The sequence below is a fragment of the Ochrobactrum sp. CGA5 genome (assembly GCF_006345815.1).
Lineage (GTDB): Bacteria > Pseudomonadota > Alphaproteobacteria > Rhizobiales > Rhizobiaceae > Brucella.
In genome coordinates, this window is the sequence record NZ_VCIG01000002.1 from 22432 (window position 1) to 36650 (window position 14219).

The following is a 14219-nucleotide window of genomic DNA, read 5'->3' on the forward strand; positions in this document are numbered from 1 at the left end:
ATCCTCGACCTGCTGGCTGCCAGATTGACGTTGGGAGCCCTATTAGTCAGTCGTTGAAGACCTGCTCGACCAGTGGACGGATTTCCTGCGACACGGAGTTTATTACAGCGTCGCGCGCCTTGTCGGCGAAAGCGGCCTGATCCACTTCGACAAACTTCACGCCCCGGCCTTCGAGATCGGCCACGAGTGCTTTTTCGTCTTCTATGAACAGTTTGCGTTCATATGCCTGCGTAACTTGAGCAGCTTCCTTTAATGCAGTTTGATCGGCTTCAGAAAGCTTGCCCCAGCTCCGTTCTGATACTGCCAGATAAATCCATGAACGAACGTGCTCCGTCTTGTTGATGACTTTCTGCACTTCATAGAAGCCGCCGGATTTGAAAAGCGCGAGCGGGTTTTCCTGACCTTCGATGGTACCGTTCTGGAGCGAAGTGAAAACCTCGGAAAAGGCCATCGGGGTCGGGTTCGCACCTAGTGACTGCCACGCAGCGACAAAGATCGGCACATTCGGGACGCGGATCTTGAAACCTTTCAGGTCTTCCGGCTTTGTTATCTCGCGATTGGCTGAAAGGTTGCGCGGTCCGCGCGCGAAATAGGTCAGAGGGCGAATACCTGCCTTTTCGATGATTTCCGCCTCAATCTGCTTGCCGATCTCGCCAGATGCTATCTTGTCCATATGTTCAAGTGATTTGTATGCGTATGGCAGAGCGAGCAGAGCTGCTTTCGGTGCCCAGTTCTGCAGGCTTTCACCGGTGATGGTCATATCAGCAGTGCCGAGTTGCATTCCGTTGATGAGGTCGATTTCCTTGCCGAGCGATTCATTCGGGTAGACTTCGACTGCGACGCGTCCTTCGGTACGAGATTTGACCTCTTCTGCGAATTTCAGTGCAGCCTTGTGCCAGATATTCTCTTCATTAGCGAGATGGCCGAGTTTGAGCGTCACTTCTTGCGCTAGTGATGTCCCTCCCATAACGGCGAGAACGGCACAGGTTGCCGCCAGACGTGTAAGTTTCTGAAATTTCATTGTTTCCTCCTCTAGATGATGGCTTTTCTGTTGCTTCGCCCTATAGAAAATATTCGGGCCGTTCCTGTTCGATGACAGGCAGATCTTCCAGAATTCCTCGAAGATGCATACGTATTGATTGCTCGGCCTGGAGGGCATCACCTTTCGCAATCCCGTCGACTACCGCGCGATGCTGCGCGATGAGACGATCAACCGGGAAATGCATGCTGGAAAGAAACCGTACCCGGTCCATCTGGGCCTTCATCTCAACGACGACGCGCCAGGCTTTTCCTTTGTCGGCTCCCTCTGCAAGAGTTCGATGGAATATTTCGTCCGCCTCCATGAAATCCCGTGCAGATCCGCCGACAAGCTTTTCCTGACGAACGAGCTGGGCTCGCAGCTCGGTAACCAGCGTCTGATCTGAAGATTGGGCCAGGAGCTTAACGATGTCGGCTTCAACTGCTTCCCGAACGAAGCGCGCGTCCATTACAGCCTGAAGTGAAATTTTCGCTACAAAAGTGCCCCTCTGAGGTCGAACTTCGAGCAGCCCCTCATTGGCGAGCTTGATGAAGGCTTCGCGTACAGGCTGACGGCTGACCCCGTATTGCTTGGCCACGTCAGCCTCGGAAATGCGAACGCCAGGCGACAGCGCATTGTCAATAATGCCGGCCCGCAACGTGGCATAGAGCTGATCGACCACACTGACATGCTTCGGCTGCAATAACGGGTTTTGCATATTCTCACTCCTCCCAGATTTGATATACCATACTACCATACCAGTCAATGTCGGTACGTGTTCAGCATTAGTCGAAGCACATCTCGTCTGAAAACTGCTTCACACTTTTCGGGATGCGCTCTAAATTTAAGATGGTGCTTCGTGGGGTTTTCTTATCGACAGCCGCTGCTCATATCGGGCAATCTCCGGTCTTATTCGCGGTTACCGAGAAGGGAGTTTCTGTTTCGATTGAATCATCGAAAAGTACCCTATCTCTTTGTTTCTACGTCTGTCTTTATCCCAAAACCGATTTCCATTTTGGGAAGACGTAATTTAGCGGCATGGCGCAATATGAATTGGCTTTTCTTCCGCTCGCCCCAGTTCCATACATTTTTGATCGGAACAAAGCGTCCAGCCTCCGACCGTTTTGCCGGAGGCCGCTAGGACAATTTCACGACGCGGGGGAATCTGTGGGTGATAGACATACCAACCATTCTTAAGAACGGCATCCGCAGGTGGGTCCATCCCCGCGCCAGATCCTTTGATGCGGGCCTCTGACAAGACAAGACCTTGAGACGTGACATTCCAGTATTCCTGCCATGGCACTTTCTCAACGCTGTGCGTCCACGAGAGAACGAAACTCGTAGCGGCGACTTTCATAACGCCGCTAGCCGTTGCAATGCAGATCGCCATCAACCTGGTGTCGCGACTGCGGAAGGCCGCGATCTCCAGAAATGCCATGCAAGGAAAGTCGCACAGGCAGCAAAGCCTAACTCATCGCTATAGGGATACGTCGCGAGCATCAGCGCAATAGCGGCAAAAGCCCATATGCGCTCCCACCTGTTCAGCGGAGTTCGCAGATGCCCGATGGCTGCCGCGCCCCAAAGCAGGATGCTGAGCAACGCCTTGACCACCATATAGGCAAAGGCAGGCCAGAAACCGATGCTTTCGGAAAGAGGACCTCCCTCCTGAAGCATGATAACTGGCTCATAAACCGCAATGAAAGGTACAGCAAACCCCGCCACCGCAATGCGGATCGCTTGTATGCCGATCTTCATACCTGTCTCCCGCGCGATCGGTGCCGCCGCGAAAGCTGCAAGGGCGACGGGCGGAGTAAGATCAGCCATGATGCCGAAATAAAAGACGAACATGTGGGACACCAGAAGTGGCACTTCCAGATGCAACAGTGCGGGACCGGCAATTGACGATGTGATGATATAGTTTGGAATGGTCGGAATACCCATGCCGAGCACCAGACAGGCTAGCATGGTCAGTATCAGTGAGAAGAATAGCGAGTTTTCCCCAACACTGACGATTACGCGAGCGAAAGTCGAACCGGCTCCAGTGAGTGCAAGAATGCCGATGATGATGCCGACCAGAGCACAGGCAACGCCCACGGGAAGTGCATTTTTCGCGCCTTCGGCAAGGCTTTGAAGGCAAAGGCTTAGCGTTTCACTCCCGCCACGTACCAAAAAGTTTATCGCGACCAAAAGTGCAACGAGAGCGATAATGAGGGTAATCCCACGCAGGGCGTAACCAAAGATATTGAAGGTCGTGCCAAATGCTGCGGCGGACATGATACCGAGCGCCACCCAAAACAAGATTCGCAAAGGCATCGACATGCTACCGGATACCGGTACGCCGAGAATGATGAGAGCGGTCAGGCTGAGGCCCACCGTACCCGCAAAAAGTGGCGTATAGCCGGAGAACAGAAGCCATACCAACGCGACAAGGGGCAAAACCAGAAACCAACGCTTTCTGATTGCTTCAATCGCACTCGGCATTTCGCTTTTGTCGAGGCCTTTCATCTTGAGGCGACGGGCCTCAAGGTCGACCATAACGAAGACCGTTACGAAATAAAGAATAGCGGGCACGATTGCCGCTTTGAGAATCTCGACATAAGGCAGACCGAGCGTTTCAGCCATGATAAAGGCAACTGCGCCCATGACCGGCGGCATGATTTGACCACCCATCGAAGCCACCGCTTCGACGCCGCCAGCAAAAGCCGGGCGGAAACCGGAGCGTTTCATAAGCGGAATGGTGAAAGCGCCCGTGGTCACGACATTGGCCACACCAGAACCGTTGATCGTTCCCATCAGGGCAGAGGAAATCACCGAAACTTTTGCAGGGCCACCGCGGGATGCGCCCACCGTTCCCATCGCTATGTCGTTGAAGAGCTGGATCATGCCCGCACGTTCGAGAAATGCTCCGAATAGGATGAAAAGGAAGATATAGCTCGAAGAAACATAGATCGGCGTGCCGTAAATTCCTTCTGTTCCAAGGAACAGAACCTCAACAACCTGCTCGAAATCATATCCTCGGTGATTGAATGGCTGTGGCAAATATTGCCCGAACAAACCGTAAGCCAAAAAGACCGCGCAGATGAGCGGCAAGGTCCAGCCCATCATTTTTGTTCCCGCCCAGAAGACGAGAGCGACCATGAGAATGCCGATCACAATATCAAGGGTATTGGGTTCTCCCGCCCGTATCACAAGGTCTTCATAGAAAACCCAATGATAAAGACTGAGTACGAATGTAACGACAGCCACCAGCCAAAAAGCCGCTCGTTTGGCTGGTACCGTACTCGCGTTAGCGTAAAGACCGAAGAGAAGCAGAAGCAGAAATCCGACGTGAACGGAGCGGACAACCTGACTTGGCAAGGGGGAATAGGCGGAGGTCCAAAGCTGGAAAACTGAAAAAGCCACAGCGATGGCAAACAGGATTTTTGCGCCTGCGCCAGCACCCCAAGCGGGAATATGTTCAACCGATTCTGCGGCGCTGCTCTCGCTCTGCGTCATGAACAAACCTTCATAAGATCATGCTTTTTGAAACTAAAAGTCACGGCAACGACGTCGTCTGTGAGAACAAAGCGCCGTTTGCCAGAAAAAGGGCAGTACCCGAAAGTGTAAACCCGGGTTACTGCCCGTCGGGCTGAATGGCGTCAGCTTATTCGATGCCTTTTTCCTTGTAATAACGCAGCGCGCCCGGATGCACCGGCACAGGTGATACGATGGTGCCTTTGTCGAGCTTGATTGCCTTCGCCGAGGAGTGGGCGGCCGCTAGCTGGTCGAGATTCTCGAAGAGCCCCTTGGTCATCTGATATACCAGCTCATCATTCATATCGGGGCGGACAATCAGATAGTTGATGACGGAAGCCGTCACTACATCCTTATCCTGTCCCTTGTAGGTATTCGCCGGGATCGTGTTGACCTGATAAGGTGCTCCGATCTTTTCGATGACGTCTGCCGGAACTTCCACAACGTTGATGTCTACAGAGTTAGCAAGATCGCGTAGCGAGGCGACCCCAAGCCCGGAAGATTGCAAAGTTGCATCCAATTGGCGGTTTTTCATGAGTTCGACGGATTCTGCAAAGGGCAGATATTCGATCTTACCGAGATCGTCATAGGATAATCCGGCGGCTCCCAGAATAGTGCGGGCATTCAGCTCGGTCCCGGATTTCGGCGCGCCGACGGAAAGGCGCTTTCCCTTTAGATCGGCCAAGGTCTTGATGCCGGATTCCTTGGACGCGACGATCTGAACATAATTCGGATAAATCGCAGCAAGAGTGCTCAGGTTGGTGAGCTTCTTCTTGAAGCCTGCAGCCTCGTTGCCTTCATAGGCATCACGCAAGGAGTCGCCCAGCGTGAACGCCACTTCGCCGCGGCCGCTATTGATAAGATTGATATTCTCAATGGATGCTTTCGTGGCCTGAACGGAGGGACGCACATCTGGAATGTTCGAATAGATTTTTTCCATCGCAACGCCGAGCGGGTAATAGACACCGCTGGTGCCACCAGTCAGAATGTTTACAAACTCCTCTGCCTTGGCTTGCGCTACGGTGAAGACAAGCCCCAGTGCGGCAGCAACCGAAACTGTCGTTTTCCGATTAAAGATCTGCATATTTCCTCCTCAGTTCAATCCACTGCATTTCATTACGTCCTCCCACGGAATTGCGAAACGCTAACGCATTCTGGAGAAAATCCCAAACGTTTTTGGTCATGATTTCTCAGCTGGCTTCTCGAATATCTGTTTAGAACCAGAACCCCTAAGGCCAGGATTTACAGCGCAACGTGGCGCGTATTGTTCAGAATGGGCGTAAAGTCGGACTATCGCTGAATCGGCGGCCAGTGCTGATAGCTTCACAGTCATTCAGAGAAATCGAGGTCGTGCTCTTCCGGCCCCGGATAGCCGCTCAGCACGGGAAAAGGTTCAAGGCGAAACCGCATAGTAGATCTCGATGACTGACGTTGAGCAAACGCGCTGTTCGATATCTATCCCCATGTGCGATCAACTGTCTGAGCCTGGTCGATTGCCGAAACCTCTTTAACCAGCCAGTCACGGAAGAGCTGCAACGCCGGATTGGAGGCAATGTTCTCGTGACTGCATATAAACTTGTAGGATTCCCTAGGTTCGAAATATCGCTCGGACACGATTGCGAGGCTACCGTGCTGCACGTCGTTTTCGACCAGTGGGCGATGAGAAAAACCAATGCCCTGTCCAGAACGGGCGGCCGCCAACAGTGTATGCTGATCGTCAAAAAAGAGGTTTGAATTGGCGGTTAAATCACCAAGTCCGTGACGGGATAGCCATCTTTTCCAGTCATTTACGTCCCGATAATGCAGCCGGGGAACGTCAGGGGTTATCAGAAGATCTTCCGGGTTCATCACGTTGTCCAAAAGCGATGGACTGCAGACCGGAACCAATCTTTCTTTCAACAATTCGATGCTGTACATGCCCGCAGGCGGGTGCAGGCAATATTTTATCTGCGCATCTTCTCTATCCTGCGCGAGGGAATCTATATCGAGATTGTTCAGGTGAAGCTGGATGCCCGGGTTTTTCTTTAAGAAACCGGCAATCCTGCTCGCTATCACTTCCATTGCAAAGAAGGGGCCGGCACGAACCCTGAGAATTTGGGCCTTGTTGTCCTGTGCAATCAGTGTCGTAACCGCACTGATTTCATCGAAGGCTCGTGCACAGACTTCGGAAAGCAGAGCCCCTTCCGCAGTGACAGAGACGCCGCGTGGCCCACGAACAAGCAACTGGCAACCCAAAGCCTCCTCCAGAAGCTTGACTTGATGGCTCACGGCACCCTGGCTCACAGCAAGCTCTTCTGCGGCGGCCGTGAAGCTTTGGCAATGTGAAACCGCTTCAAAAGCTCGCAATGCTCTAAGACCGGGGAGTCGTCTTCGTCTAGACCGTGCAGTCATGTCGCTATGAATTTTTCTAATGGCATTGAATAGATCTTTTGCATTGATCGACTCTTAGCACAAGCATAATCGTGAACTAACAAAAACCGCCCCTGCGTATCTTTACTCAGATTCCGAACACTGGCGACAGTGCGTCGGTAGTGAACAGACAAGGGCGCATAAAAGGAGAACGAAAACGTGTTCAAGCAAGCAAGAATGGGAATTGTTGCCGCTTTTATCGCCGCGTGCGGTACCCTTGCAGCCCATGCCGAGGAAATTCGCATGGGAGCGGAAGGTGCATATGCTCCTTTCAACTATCTGGACCCGAACGGGCAGCTAAAGGGCTTTGATATCGACGTTGGCAACGCAATCTGTGAAAAACTGAAAGCTGATTGTGTATGGAGCGCCAACGAATGGAGCGGGATTATTCCTGCACTTCAGTCAAAGAAATTCGACATTATGGCCTCGTCGATGGCGATCACTGAATCGCGTATGCAACAGGTCAACTTTTCCGATCCCTATTACTACAACACCATGCGGTTTGTTGCCTTGAAGGAGCTTGGCCTGAAAGATGTGACGCCGGAGAGTGCCAAGGGCAAGGTAATCGGTACGCAGAGTGGTTCAATCGCAGTCGATGCTTTGCAGCGCTTTTTCCCGGATAATGATGTGAAGCTCTATCCAACACTGGAAGAAGCATTCTTGGATATCGAGAACGGCCGGATAGATCTTTTGCTTGAATCCAAGTTCGCGCTCAGTGATTGGATCAAGAAGGGCGCGGATTGCTGTGAATTTGTCGGCAACGAGTTTCTTCTGGACGGAACCCTTGGTGCCGGAATGGCCTTCCGCAAGGATGACGAAGAACTGCGTGCACGCGTCAACAAGGCACTGGCAGAGATTATCCAGGACGGCAGCTACGACAAGATCAGCGCCAAGTACTTTGATTTTGACATCAGAGAAAAGCCGAAGTTCGCGAGCGAAATCTTCGCGAAGTAGCCGCTTCCACCTCGGCTAAAGAGTACCTGATTTGAGGCACCACATCAGATCAGGTACTCACTGCGCGTGGGTGACCCGCCCCCGTCAATTCGCTTCAATTAATCCAGACTTATTATCGCCGACAAAGAAAGGTCGATCTGTGTCCTATCGTGTTGCGATCATCGAATTCATCAATGAAAGTAATACTTTCACGCACAATCGCACGAGTATGAGCGATTTTAGGGCGTCGCACTTTTTCATAGGCGATGAGATTCCGGCCAATTTCCGAGATACAGGCTCCGAGATCGGTGGCGCGATAAAGGTCGCGGATGAGAAAGGCTGGACGCCCGTCTACCTCACCGCAGCCCATGCGGAACCGAACGGACCGGTGCTTGAATCTGCGCGTAAAGAAATCACTGGCGAGTGCCTGCGGCGGCTGAAGGAAGCCGGGCCTGTTGACGGCATATTTGTAGCTCTGCACGGTGCCATGGTAACGGAGACGGATCAGGACGGTGACTGCCAGTTCCTGCGGGAAATTCGGTCCGTGATCGGATATCAAGTCCCCATTGCAGTCACTCTCGACCTTCACGCGAATATTTTCGACGAACTGGCTGATCTGGCGCAGATTGCTGTTTCATTCCGAACCTATCCCCATATCGATATGCACGAGGTCGGAGTCGAAGCCTGTTCGTTGTTGGATCAGGCGATGAAAGGGGAAATTGAACCCGCCTTGGCCATTGCACGTCCACCGATGCTTATTGGCTGTGATGACGGTCGCACAACAGATAACGGTCCGATGTGCCGCCTTCTGGAAAGTGCGGCGCATGAGATGCAGAAACCGGGTATACTGAATGTGGCGATCAATGCCGGGTTTACCGATGCTGATGTATGGGCCGCCGGGCCAAGCGTCATAATAACTTTCGATGGTAAGACCGCCGACCGTCAAACCGCCAGCGATGTCGCGGGCAAGATATGTGATGAAATCTGGGCCTATAAGGACCAGTGGGCCAAGCCGACACCTCTTGATGAATGCATCCGGCAATTGAAAGAGGCTCGAAGCACTGAAGGCACGATCGTCGTTGCTGATTTCTCTGACAATCCTGGCTCCGGCGCCTACAGCGATTGCACCGCGCTCATCTCGGCGATGCTTGAGGCCGGTGTAACCAATGCCGCCGCAGGAGCGCTTCTCGACCCTGAAGCCGTGGCTGAGATTGCAACCAAGGCGATTGGCGAGACTATTACAGTGACGATTGGCGGCAAGTCCGATCCAACGATCGGGGGCGGTCCTTTGACTGTAACCGGCAAAGTCATGTCTGTCAGCGATGGCACTTTTGTTTTTGAAGGCCCGATGTTTACAGGCTTGCCGGGAACAACCGGGAAGGCGGTGTGTCTGCGTGTGGACGGAATCGATATCATGATCGTATCGGAACGCATGCAGATGCTCGATCAGAACATTTTTCGTATCGTCGGCATTGAACCGAAGGAAAAATCCGTTCTAGCGGTGAAATCAATGCAGCATTTCAAAGGCGCGTTTGGTCCGATCGCAAGCCATACTATCGTTACCGATGCTGGCGGTTTGAGTTCGCCGGATCTGTCGAGGCGGACTTATTCCCGTTTGCGGCGGCCTGTTTTCCCATTGGACATGTTTGCGGATCAGCATCAGTAAAAGCGCTGACGATTCCATTGGACTTTTGACAGCGAACAGGGAATTTAATTCGGTCGAGGGGACAATCTGGATGACGTTGGGTCATCGGCAAACTCTTGCACCAGTTGGATCAATTGAGCTCAAGGATGGAGTAAACGATGCGCGCAGCGCCAATTTTCGCCGGGTTGAAAATCGAAGCGGCTGAAATACGCATGATACGCCTGCCGCTTCTCGTTCCGTTCGTGATCTCAACCGGCACGATGACCGAAAAAATCATTCCGATCCTCACTCTGCGAGCCGAAGGGCTGGAGGGCTATGCCGAAGGCGTGATGGATCCGTTGCCGGATTATCTGGAGGAAACCATCTCCGGTTCGCTGTCATTCCTTCGCGATGTCCTACTGCCGCAGATCGTGGGAAAACGCTTTACTGGTCCGGCGGATCTGTGCGCAATCCTTGATCCGTGGCGCGGACATAAAATGAGCAAGGCCATGGTGGAAATGGCCGTCTGGGACCTATGGGCGAAAGCGCTTAACCTTCCGTTGAGTGTTGCGCTTGGAGGCGTTCGAGATTCTATAGACGTGGGCGTCAGCCTTGGCATTGCCGATATTCCAACCACGGTTGATCGCGTCGCGGCTTCCCTCGATGCCGGTTACAAGCGCGTTAAGCTGAAGATCAAGCGCGGTCATGATCTCGACATGATTCAGGCGGTACGTGAGCGTTTTCCAGAAGCCAAGCTGACGGTAGACGCCAATACCGATTACCGGCTCTCCGACCTGCCGCTTTTGAAGGCGATGGATGCTTTTGCGCTGGATTATATCGAGCAACCGCTTGCATTCGACGACATTACTGATCACGTACGTGTGCAGGAAAAGCTGCTGACTGCGATTTGCCTGGATGAAAGCATCCGATCTGCGGTGGATGCACGCAAGGCGCTTGTCGCGGGTGCATGCCGCGTCATCAACATCAAGGTGGGGCGTGTCGGCGGGCACAGCGCGTCGCGCGCAATTCATGATGTCTGCGCGGCCTTTGATGTGCCAGTATGGTGTGGCGGGATGCTGGAAGCTGGCATCGGTCGGGCGCATAATATTCACCTGTCAGCATTGCCGAATTTCACAAAACCGGGGGACACATCGTCTGCCAGCCGCTATTTCCCGCGTGATATCGTCAACGAGCCGCTAGAAGCGGCCAATGGCCAAATGGCCGTTCCCAAGAATGGTCCGGGCATCGGTGTGACCCTTGACCACGCATTTCTCGATACGGTCACCAGCCATCGCGAGGATTTCGTCGCATGAGCGAAATATTGATCCGTGAACTCGCGTCGTTAGCCGAGATGAAGAGTTCGGAGGAGGTGCAGCGGTTGGTATGGGGAGAAGATGATCCTGTCGATGCCTCAGACTTGTTGCTTGCGATCCAACACGAAGGGGGTCTTGTCGCCGGGGCGTTTGATGGCGCGAAGATGATTGGCTTCATCTTCGGCTTCCCGAGCGCCACGCCGGGTATTCAGCACTCTCACCGTCTGGCTGTTCTGCCTGAAGCCAGAGGATTGAGGCTCGGCGCGCGAATGAAGTGGTTCCAGCGCGATTGGTGTCTTGCGAGAGGCATCACCCATGTTCGCTGGACCTATGATCCGATCCGGGCGGTCAATGCCAGTCTGAACATTGCAAGCCTCGGCGCAACGTCGTCTACCTATCATGTCAACTATTACGGGCCTATGGTCGGCATTAACTCCGGCTTGCCTTCGGACAGAATCGTGGCTGACTGGCAATTGGACGATCCAGATGTAGAAGCTCGATCTCAAGGCCAGAAACCTGAGCTCAGGGCTGATGCTCAAAGCGTGAAAATACCGGCTGACATCGATCATCTGCTTGCAACTGATCCGGCAGCGGCGATGCATGCGCGGTTGTCACTGCGCGAAAAGCTTGTGACTGCCTTCGACCAAGGTAAGCGTATTGTTGGCTTTGACCTCCAGGCCACTGCATACTTGTTGGTGTAAGCCGCTGGCTGAAACTGGAAGCAAATTAGTCCTTGGGAAGCTGTCTTCTGGTCCATTCAGCTTCAGGAATGGCGCTTCCGATATTATAGCTGAAAGCATCGATCACCATCGTTTCTGCATTAGCCTTGCAAATGAAGTCGATTGCATACCATTTGCGCTGGCTGCGGAATGCACCGTCGCTGACCGTCAGGCCAGTCGCTGAAACAGAGCCGCCTTCACGCGCCAGCATGTCTGGAAAGGCGCCGGGTTTATGGCGGCGCACTTGTTCAAGCGCCTCGATACCGCAAATCTGGATTATCCGGTCTTTCGGTGCAAGCTTTCCCAGCGCCTGTTTCACGCGAGGATCCGAAATGGCATCCTTCGAATAGATTTCGCGTGCTCGCGTCAGTCTTTTGGCCGGCCTCGCCGGTTTGGAAGCATCAGTCTTTGGCTCGTGCTTTTCTATCGCGATTTGCCCGGTCAGTTCCGTCTTCTCTGTGGAAGAATTTCCGTTAGCCTGCTCAACGCCCGTCTCCAGATGAGCATCGGAAGCCTTCTCCGCTTTCTTTGTTTCTTCAGGTGTGGTGGGTGGTCGCTCCTGCGCCGGCGGCGTCTTCACGTCCTGCTTCGCAGTCGCGGATTCAAACGCCTGCGGTTGCGGCGAAGGGGGCGCTAGTTCCGGCGTCTTCGGAGCCTCTGGCTGTGGCGTCTTTTCTGGACGCGGTGGTCGTACCAGCTCCACATTGACGCTTTGTTCCGACGCTGGCGATGGAAGATTTGGAAGGCGAAACAGAAGAAGCAATGCCAGCATCAGATGCAGGGCCACCGATGCTGGTAAACCCCAACCGGGCTCTTGCAAAACTCTTCTGGTGAACTGCAACATGGCTCCAACGATCAGAGACTCGAAGGCTGCAATCTAGAGGCCGATGTTCGGCCTGTCGATAATTTCACGCAGGGCAAAACTGGAATTGATCTTTACGACATGCGGCAGGGCCGAGAGCCAATCGCGATGGATACGCTCGTAATCCTCAAGATCGCGCGCCGCAACGCGCAGAATATAGTCATACTCACCCGACATCAGATAACAGACCAGAACATTGGGGCAACGCTTCACAGCTGCCTCAAACTCGGCCAGCGTCTTGGCGAATTGTCCCGAAAGCGAAATGTGGACAATCGCAATCATCCGGTATTCGAGCGCCTTCTGTGACAGGCGGGCATGATAGCCCGCAATCACACCGCTCTTTTCCAGAATGTCGAGGCGGCGCGAACAGGCTGAAGGCGACAGCCCAACCTTCTCCGCAAGCTCCGCATTGGTGATGCGCGCAGTTGCCTGCAATGTCCTGAGAATTGCAAGATCGATAGGATCAAGATTGCTCATTCGAAGAACCTTCGACAAAGAGGGCAACATGCACAATAATTCACTAAAAAACCCAGACAGGCAAATCTTCTTTGCAAGGACATTGCAAGCGGCAGATGTTCTCATTTTCGGATCGACAACGACCCACGGCAAGTGGGCAAAAAATGAGAGGAACGCGTATGCGTGTCGGTTGCCCGAAGGAAATCAAGAACCATGAATATCGTGTCGGATTAACTCCCGCTGCAGTTCGTGAATATGTGGCTCATGGTCACGAAGTCTGGATTGAAACAAAGGCAGGTGCCGGTATTGGTGCTGATGATGCGAGTTACATCGCCGCTGGCGCTAAAATTGCCGCTTCCGCAACAGAAATTTTCGAGAAGTGCGACATGATCGTTAAGGTCAAGGAGCCGCAGCCTACCGAATGGGTGCAGCTTCGCGAAGGTCAGCTTCTCTACACTTATCTCCATCTTGCCCCTGACCCGGATCAGACCAAGGGGCTCCTTGCGTCTGGCGTGACGGCAATTGCCTACGAAACCGTAACGGATGATCGCGGTGGACTGCCGTTGCTTGCTCCGATGTCGGAAGTGGCTGGCCGTCTGTCTATACAGGCTGGTGCGACGGCGTTGCAAAAAGCAAATGGCGGTCTCGGCATTCTGCTGGGTGGTGTTCCGGGTGTGCTTCCGGCAAAAGTAACGATCATCGGCGGTGGCGTTGTAGGACTTCATGCCGCGAGGATGGCGGCGGGCCTCGGCGCCGATGTATCCATTCTGGATCGCTCGCTGCCGCGTCTGCGCCAGCTCGACGATATATTCAACGGCCGTGTTCATACTCGCTATTCTAGCATTCAGGCGCTCGAAGATGAGGTTTTCTCTGCAGATCTCGTCATCGGCGCGGTGTTAATCCCCGGTGCGGCAGCTCCAAAACTCGTTACCCATGAAATGTTGTCCGGCATGAAAAATGGGGCGGTTATTGTCGACGTGGCCATCGATCAGGGCGGCTGTTTCGAGACCTCCCACGCAACGACGCATTCCGATCCCACTTACGAAGTGGACGGGATCGTCCATTACTGCGTTGCCAATATGCCAGGCGCGGTTCCGGTGACCTCTGCGCATGCCCTCAACAACGCGACCCTTTATTACGGTCTGGCGCTTGCCGACCGGGGTTTGAGGGCAATTGCCGAAGACAAGCATCTTCGCAATGGTCTGAATGTTCACAAGGGCCGCATCACCAACAAACCAGTTGCGGAAGCGCTGGGCTATGAAGCTTTCCCCCCGGAAAGCGTTTTGAACGTGGCGTGAAACTTTGCAAGGCGGTAGCGGGCAGCCGCAGCCGCCTTCGCTGCTTTCAGGATGGGGGGCTGTGGACAAGCAGC

The 14219-nt window shown here is 53.6% G+C and carries 13 protein-coding genes; 5 read left to right on the forward strand and 8 right to left on the reverse strand.

Features of this window, described 5'->3' with window-relative positions; all coding sequences use genetic code 11:
* Window positions 1-46: 46 nt before the first annotated feature.
* The 6 genes from FJQ48_RS02360 to FJQ48_RS02385 all read right to left on the reverse strand — a co-directional run bounded on the left by FJQ48_RS02360 (window position 47) and on the right by FJQ48_RS02385 (window position 6922).
* Window positions 47-1021 (reverse strand): TRAP transporter substrate-binding protein, encoded by a 975-nt coding sequence (locus FJQ48_RS02360; RefSeq protein WP_139973619.1) that lies wholly within the window; start codon window positions 1019-1021, stop codon window positions 47-49.
* Window positions 1022-1061: 40 nt separating this feature from the next.
* The gene (locus FJQ48_RS02365) at window positions 1062-1736 is read right to left on the reverse strand and encodes a GntR family transcriptional regulator (RefSeq protein WP_139973620.1); all 675 of its coding nucleotides are present in this window, start codon (window positions 1734-1736) and stop codon (window positions 1062-1064) included.
* Window positions 1737-2048: 312 nt separating this feature from the next.
* Window positions 2049-2408, reverse strand: a complete 360-nt coding sequence (locus FJQ48_RS02370) for a DUF1850 domain-containing protein (protein WP_139973700.1) — start codon at window positions 2406-2408, stop codon at window positions 2049-2051.
* Window positions 2408-4513 carry a TRAP transporter permease gene (locus FJQ48_RS02375; protein ID WP_139973621.1) on the reverse strand — a complete coding sequence of 702 codons (2106 nt, stop codon included), beginning with the start codon at window positions 4511-4513 and terminating at the stop codon, window positions 2408-2410. The genes FJQ48_RS02370 and FJQ48_RS02375 overlap by 1 nt, the downstream gene beginning before the upstream one ends.
* A 148-nt stretch (window positions 4514-4661) precedes the next feature.
* Window positions 4662-5615 (reverse strand): TAXI family TRAP transporter solute-binding subunit, encoded by a 954-nt coding sequence (locus FJQ48_RS02380; RefSeq protein ID WP_139973622.1) that lies wholly within the window; start codon window positions 5613-5615, stop codon window positions 4662-4664.
* A 371-nt stretch (window positions 5616-5986) separates the two neighbouring features.
* Entirely contained in the window at window positions 5987-6922 is a 936-nt protein-coding gene (locus FJQ48_RS02385) for a LysR family transcriptional regulator (RefSeq protein ID WP_139973623.1), read from the reverse strand.
* A gap of 195 nt (window positions 6923-7117) precedes the next feature.
* Here FJQ48_RS02385 and FJQ48_RS02390 point away from each other — a divergent pair, with 195 nt between their 5' ends.
* From FJQ48_RS02390 to FJQ48_RS02405, 4 genes are all read left to right on the forward strand, one after another.
* Window positions 7118-7894: an ABC transporter substrate-binding protein gene (locus tag FJQ48_RS02390; protein WP_139973701.1), complete on the forward strand. Its 777-nt coding sequence runs from the start codon at window positions 7118-7120 to the stop codon at window positions 7892-7894.
* A 139-nt stretch (window positions 7895-8033) separates the two neighbouring features.
* A complete protein-coding gene (locus FJQ48_RS02395) occupies window positions 8034-9539 on the forward strand; it encodes a M81 family metallopeptidase (protein ID WP_139973624.1) in 1506 nt (501 codons plus the stop codon).
* Window positions 9540-9676: 137 nt separating this feature from the next.
* Window positions 9677-10810 (forward strand): o-succinylbenzoate synthase, encoded by a 1134-nt coding sequence (gene menC / locus FJQ48_RS02400; RefSeq protein ID WP_139973625.1) that lies wholly within the window; start codon window positions 9677-9679, stop codon window positions 10808-10810.
* A complete protein-coding gene (locus tag FJQ48_RS02405; RefSeq protein ID WP_139973626.1) occupies window positions 10807-11511 on the forward strand; it encodes a GNAT family N-acetyltransferase in 705 nt (234 codons plus the stop codon). The genes menC and FJQ48_RS02405 overlap by 4 nt, the downstream gene beginning before the upstream one ends.
* A gap of 25 nt (window positions 11512-11536) precedes the next feature.
* Here FJQ48_RS02405 and FJQ48_RS02410 read toward each other — a convergent pair whose 3' ends face one another.
* Window positions 11537-12373, reverse strand: coding sequence for a DUF930 domain-containing protein (locus tag FJQ48_RS02410; RefSeq protein WP_139973627.1), 837 nt, complete (start codon window positions 12371-12373; stop codon window positions 11537-11539).
* 33 nt (window positions 12374-12406) lie between these two features.
* The gene (locus tag FJQ48_RS02415; RefSeq protein WP_139973628.1) at window positions 12407-12868 is read right to left on the reverse strand and encodes an Lrp/AsnC family transcriptional regulator; all 462 of its coding nucleotides are present in this window, start codon (window positions 12866-12868) and stop codon (window positions 12407-12409) included.
* Between the two features lie 158 nt (window positions 12869-13026).
* Between FJQ48_RS02415 and ald the strand changes: the two genes are divergently transcribed.
* The gene (gene ald, locus FJQ48_RS02420) at window positions 13027-14145 is read left to right on the forward strand and encodes an alanine dehydrogenase (protein ID WP_139973702.1); all 1119 of its coding nucleotides are present in this window, start codon (window positions 13027-13029) and stop codon (window positions 14143-14145) included.
* The last annotated feature ends 74 nt before the right edge of the window (window positions 14146-14219 follow it).

What these genes read in the sequence shown, in the direction of transcription:
- FJQ48_RS02380 (WP_139973622.1), bottom strand. Translation starts at nt 5,615, where the DNA reads ATGCAGATCTTTAATCGGAAAACGACAGTTTCGGTTGCTGCCGCACTG.
- FJQ48_RS02410 (WP_139973627.1), bottom strand. Translation starts at nt 12,373, where the DNA reads ATGTTGCAGTTCACCAGAAGAGTTTTGCAAGAGCCCGGTTGGGGTTTA.
- FJQ48_RS02385 (WP_139973623.1), bottom strand. Translation starts at nt 6,922, where the DNA reads ATGACTGCACGGTCTAGACGAAGACGACTCCCCGGTCTTAGAGCATTG.
- FJQ48_RS02405 (WP_139973626.1), top strand. Translation starts at nt 10,807, where the DNA reads ATGAGCGAAATATTGATCCGTGAACTCGCGTCGTTAGCCGAGATGAAG.
- FJQ48_RS02375 (WP_139973621.1), bottom strand. Translation starts at nt 4,513, where the DNA reads ATGACGCAGAGCGAGAGCAGCGCCGCAGAATCGGTTGAACATATTCCC.
- FJQ48_RS02370 (WP_139973700.1), bottom strand. Translation starts at nt 2,408, where the DNA reads ATGGCGATCTGCATTGCAACGGCTAGCGGCGTTATGAAAGTCGCCGCT.
- FJQ48_RS02360 (WP_139973619.1), bottom strand. Translation starts at nt 1,021, where the DNA reads ATGAAATTTCAGAAACTTACACGTCTGGCGGCAACCTGTGCCGTTCTC.
- ald (WP_139973702.1), top strand. Translation starts at nt 13,027, where the DNA reads ATGCGTGTCGGTTGCCCGAAGGAAATCAAGAACCATGAATATCGTGTC.
- FJQ48_RS02390 (WP_139973701.1), top strand. Translation starts at nt 7,118, where the DNA reads ATGGGAATTGTTGCCGCTTTTATCGCCGCGTGCGGTACCCTTGCAGCC.
- menC (WP_139973625.1), top strand. Translation starts at nt 9,677, where the DNA reads ATGCGCGCAGCGCCAATTTTCGCCGGGTTGAAAATCGAAGCGGCTGAA.
- FJQ48_RS02415 (WP_139973628.1), bottom strand. Translation starts at nt 12,868, where the DNA reads ATGAGCAATCTTGATCCTATCGATCTTGCAATTCTCAGGACATTGCAG.
- FJQ48_RS02365 (WP_139973620.1), bottom strand. Translation starts at nt 1,736, where the DNA reads ATGCAAAACCCGTTATTGCAGCCGAAGCATGTCAGTGTGGTCGATCAG.